3 protein-coding genes and 1 pseudogene are annotated in these 4713 nt (G+C 70.1%); all 4 read left to right on the top strand.

All coding sequences use genetic code 11. The features are described 5' to 3' along the window. Window positions 1-62 precede the first annotated feature (62 nt). Entirely contained in the window at window positions 63-1592 is a 1530-nt protein-coding gene (mmsA, locus tag DBR36_RS15035; protein WP_108320555.1) for a multiple monosaccharide ABC transporter ATP-binding protein, read from the top strand. A 5-nt stretch (window positions 1593-1597) separates the two neighbouring features. Continuing rightward, window positions 1598-2818 (top strand): multiple monosaccharide ABC transporter permease, encoded by a 1221-nt coding sequence (mmsB, locus tag DBR36_RS15030; protein ID WP_108320554.1) that lies wholly within the window; start codon window positions 1598-1600, stop codon window positions 2816-2818. Between the two features lie 99 nt (window positions 2819-2917). Beyond that, on the top strand, window positions 2918-4129 hold the full coding sequence (locus DBR36_RS15025) for an ROK family protein (RefSeq protein ID WP_108320553.1): 1212 nt from the start codon (window positions 2918-2920) through the stop codon (window positions 4127-4129). Window positions 4130-4311: 182 nt separating this feature from the next. Next, window positions 4312-4713: pseudogene (locus DBR36_RS18595) on the top strand (murein transglycosylase); the annotation flags it as partial.

The following is a 4713-nucleotide window of genomic DNA, read 5'->3' as shown; positions in this document are numbered from 1 at the left end:
GACCCGCCTCGCCGCTTCATCCTCGCCGCCCGGGCGGGGGAGCCGACGGAGGAAGAACAACCATGACCGAACCGATCCTGCGCATGGCGGGGATCTCGAAGTCGTTCAACGGCGTGCCGGCCCTGGCCGACGTGTCGATCGACGTGTATCGCGGCGAGGTGCACGCCATCTGCGGTGAGAACGGGGCCGGCAAGTCCACGCTCATGAAGGTGCTGAGCGGCGTGTACCCGGCGGGGGCGTTCGAGGGCACCATCACCCTCGAGGGCGAGCAGATGGCGTTCCGCTCGATCAACGACAGCGAGGCCGCCGGCATCGTCATCATCCACCAGGAGCTGGCGCTCAGCCCGTACCTCTCGATCGCCGAGAACATCTTCCTCGGCAACGAGAAGTCCAAGCGCGGCGTCATCGACTGGAACGCGACCAACACCGCCGCGGCCGAGCTGCTCAAGCGCGTCGGCCTGCGAGAGAACCCCGCGACGAAGATCTACGAGCTCGGCGTCGGCAAGCAGCAGCTCGTCGAGATCGCCAAGGCGCTCGCCAAAGAGGTCAAGCTCCTCATCCTCGACGAGCCCACGGCCGCGCTCAACGACGACGACTCCGCACACCTGCTCGACCTGATCGACCAGCTGCGCACGCAGGGCATCACCTGCATCATCATCAGCCACAAGCTCAAAGAGGTGCTGCGCATCTCGGACCGCATCACGATCATCCGCGACGGCCGCACGATCGAGACGATGCGCCGCGACGACCCCGAGACCGACGAGGGGCGCATCATCCGCGCCATGGTCGGTCGAGACCTGAACAGCCTCTTCCCGCCGCGCGAACCCGACATCGGCGACGAGCTGTTCCGCGTCGAGAACTGGACCGTCCACCACCCCGTCGACACCGAGCGTGTCGTCATCCAGGACGCGTCCTTCATGGTGCGTGCGGGCGAGATCGTCGGATTCGCGGGACTCATGGGCGCCGGGCGCACCGAGCTCGCGATGAGCATCTTCGGTCGCATGTACGGCACGGGCATCTCGGGCGAGGTCTACAAGAACGGCCGGCAGATCGACGTCCGCACGGTCGACTCCGCGATCAAGCACGGCATCGCCTACGCCACCGAGGACCGCAAGAAGTACGGTCTCAACCTCATCGGCGACATCCAGGTCAACGTCTCGGCCTCGGCCCTCGCGCGCCTGGCCCGCCTCGGCGTGGTCGACCGCTACCGCGAGTACAAGGTCGCGGATTCGTACCGCTACAAGATGAACATCAAGGCGCCCAGCGTCGCCGCGATCACCGGTCGCCTCTCGGGCGGGAACCAGCAGAAGGTGGTCCTGTCGAAGTGGATGTTCACCGGGCCCGACGTGCTGATCCTCGACGAGCCCACCCGCGGCATCGACGTCGGGGCCAAGTACGAGATCTACGGCATCATCAACGAACTCGCGGCCCAGGGCAAGGCCGTCATCGTCATCTCGTCGGAGCTGCCCGAGGTCATCGGCCTCTCCGACCGCATCTACACCATCTCCGAGGGACGCATCACGGCCGAGGTCAGCCGCGACGACGCGACGCAGGAGACCCTCATGCGGCACATGACCGCCGGAAGGAACTGACAGAAATGGCCACCGCATCCACCCAGACGGTCGACGCGCCGACGCAACCCGGACCGCGACGCCGCGGCATCCTGTCGCGCATCAACTTCCGTCAGTTCGGCATCCTCGCCGCCCTCGTCATCATCATCGCCCTGTTCCAGGTGCTCACCGGCGGGCGCCTGCTGCTGCCGGGCAACGTCAACAACCTCATCCAGCAGAACGCCTACGTGCTGATCCTCGCGATCGGCATGGTCATGGTGATCATCGCCGGCCACATCGACCTGTCGGTCGGCTCTGTGGTGGCGATGGTCGGGGCGATCGCCGCGATCGCGATGAACCAGTGGGGACTGCCCTGGTACGTCGCGGTGGTGCTCTCGCTGATCGTCGGCGCCGTGGTCGGGGCGTGGCAGGGCTTCTGGGTCGCGTTCGTCGGCATCCCGGCCTTCATCGTAACCCTCGCGGGCATGCTGCTGTTCCGGGGTCTGACCCTCGTCCTGCTCACCGGGGGCACGATCAGCGGCCTGCCCGACGGCTTCACCGCGATCGGCGCCGGCTGGCTGCCGCCCGTGCTGGGCTACGTCGGCAACTGGGACAGCCTGACCCTGCTGCTCGGCGCGATCGCCTGCGTGCTGCTGGTGATGCAGCAGCTGCGCACCCGCGCGACGCTGCGCCGGCTCGAGCTGCCCCGCGAACTGGCGTGGTCGTTCTGGCTCAAGAACGCCATCGCGGTCGTGGTCATCATGGCCGCCGCGTTCACGCTCGCCACCTACAACGGCACCCCGATCGTGCTGATCATCCTCGCGGTGCTCGTGCTGGCGTACACCTTCGTGCTCAACCGCACGACCTTCGGCCGGCACATCTACGCGATGGGCGGCAACCTGTTCGCCGCGGTCATGAGCGGCGTCAAGACGAAGTGGGTCAACTTCTTCATCTTCGTCAACATGGGCGTGCTCGCGGGCCTTGCCGCCGTGGTCAGCACCGCGCGCGCCGGCGGCGCCGTCGCCGCGGCCGGTCAGAACTACGAACTGGATGCCATCGCGGCGGTGTTCATCGGCGGCGCCGCCGTGCAGGGCGGCATCGGAACGGTCGTGGGTGCGGTCGTCGGCGGCCTGGTCATGGGCGTGCTGAACATGGGTCTGTCGATCCTCAGCGTCGACGCCGCGTGGCAGATGGCGATCAAGGGCATCGTGCTGCTGCTGGCCGTCGCGTTCGACATCTTCAACAAGCGGCGCAACGGCGGTGTCTGACCGGATGGGGAGCGCGGCCCCGGGGCCCGCTCCCCATCCGCTCCCGCGGAGGTCCACCCCCGCGCGCCGTGATGCGAAGATAGGGGAGGTGCCTCCCTCATGACCCCTGCCGTGTTCGAGCCCGCAACCCCGCTCGCGCCGCCGGCTGGCCGTACGACGAACGACCTGATCCGTCAGCAGAACCTCGCGTCCGTCCTGTCGCTCCTTCACTCCCGGGGAGCGCTCTCACGTGCTCAGCTCGGCGCGACGACGGGGCTGAACCGTTCGACGGTCACCGGCCTGATCATGGAGCTCACCGAGCTCGGTCTCGTCCGCGAGGCCCCCGGCGGGGAGCGCACCGGCAAGGTCGGACGCCCCACCCTCGACCTCGAGCCCGAGGACCACGTCGCCGCGTTGAGCGTGCGCGCCGAGCCGCACGCGGTGACCGTCGCCCTGGTCGGCCTCGGCGGCGTCGTGCACGCGCGGCTCCGGCACGACACCGCCAGCGCCCCGTCGCCCCGTCGCTTCGTGCAGATCGTGGCGTCGTCGGTCGAGGCGATGCGCGCCGACATCGACCGGCACTACCGGGTGGTCGGTGCGGGTCTGGCGGTTCCGGGTCTGGTCAACGCCAACGGCTCGGTGCTCGTGTCGCCGACCCTCGGCTGGAGGCGCGACCCCGTGTCGGCCCGCCTGAGTGATGAGCTCGGGATGCCGGTGACCGCCGGCAACGACGCCAGCATCGGCGCCCTCGCCGAGTCCCGCTTCGGCGTCGGGGTGGGCGTCGGCAACCTGCTGTACCTGGGCGGCGCGATGCACAGCATCGGCGGCGGCCTGATCATCGACGGCACGCTCCTGCGGGGGACCTCGGGCTACGCCGGCGAGCTGGGCCACACGGTCGTCGACCCGCGCGGTCGCGCGTGCGTGTGCGGTCGACGCGGATGCCTCGAGGCCGAGGTGAGCCTCGACATCCTCGAGCCGCTGCTGGGGCGGCGCAAGCTCGACGAGGACGAGCTCGACGTCGAGCTGGGCGTGGCCCGCAACCCGCGCGTGATGACCGAGGTCACCCGCCAGGTCGAGATGCTCTCGCTCGCGCTGACGAACTTCGTCAACGCGTTCGCCCCCGAGACGGTCGTGCTCTCGGGCTACCTCGGCGCGCTGCTGTCGGTGAGTCGCGAGCGACTGGCCGATGCCGTACGGGTGCACCCGTTGGGCGCCGAGGGGCGCACGATCCGCCTCGAGCGCGCGCACCTGCGCTCGCGCCTCATGCTGGTCGGCCCGGCCGAGCTGGCGTTCGCCGACCTGCTGTCGAACCCGGCGGGCTTCCGCGGCTGAGCCCGGCACGCCACCGCGCGGTCTGCGGTGGTCGGTCCCCGTGAGAGGTCGCTGCTGACCTTCGCGCGAGCGGGGTCGATGGGCGGGACGCCTGTCGTATCCCGACCGTTCACGCGGGTGTCGCCGTCGGCGTCTAGCGTGCCCGGGTGCGCTCGACCCGACGGGCGCGACGGGAGGGGACCGTGGACCTCGTCGACACGGCGCGCCGGCCGTTCTGGCCGTGGGTGATCGTGCTCGCGAGCGTGCTCGTGGCCGCGGGCGGCCTGCTCGTGGTCGCGCAGACGGCTGCGCGCGAGAGCGAGCGCAGCGCTGCCGATCGGTCCGGCGCCGCCCGCGCTGAGACGTGGGACGTGCCGTCCGTCGCCGCGGCAGCCGGCGACGTCGTCGGGGCGTCCGATCAGACCCCTGTGGCGAACGCCGTTCCCGCCCCGGCGTCGGGCGCCGTCGCTCCGGTGGACGTCGTCGCCGCCGACCCGACCTGGACCTCGACGGTCGCCGGGCGCACCGGCATCCCGGATCGCGCCCTGCGCGCGTACGCCACGGCCGCACTCACCGTGCAGCGTGAGCAACCCGACTGCGGGATC

Source organism: Microbacterium sp. HMWF026 (assembly GCF_003061325.1).
Taxonomy (GTDB): Bacteria; Actinomycetota; Actinomycetes; order Actinomycetales; family Microbacteriaceae; genus Microbacterium; species Microbacterium testaceum_E.
This window is presented reverse-complemented; position numbering and strand designations above follow the sequence as displayed.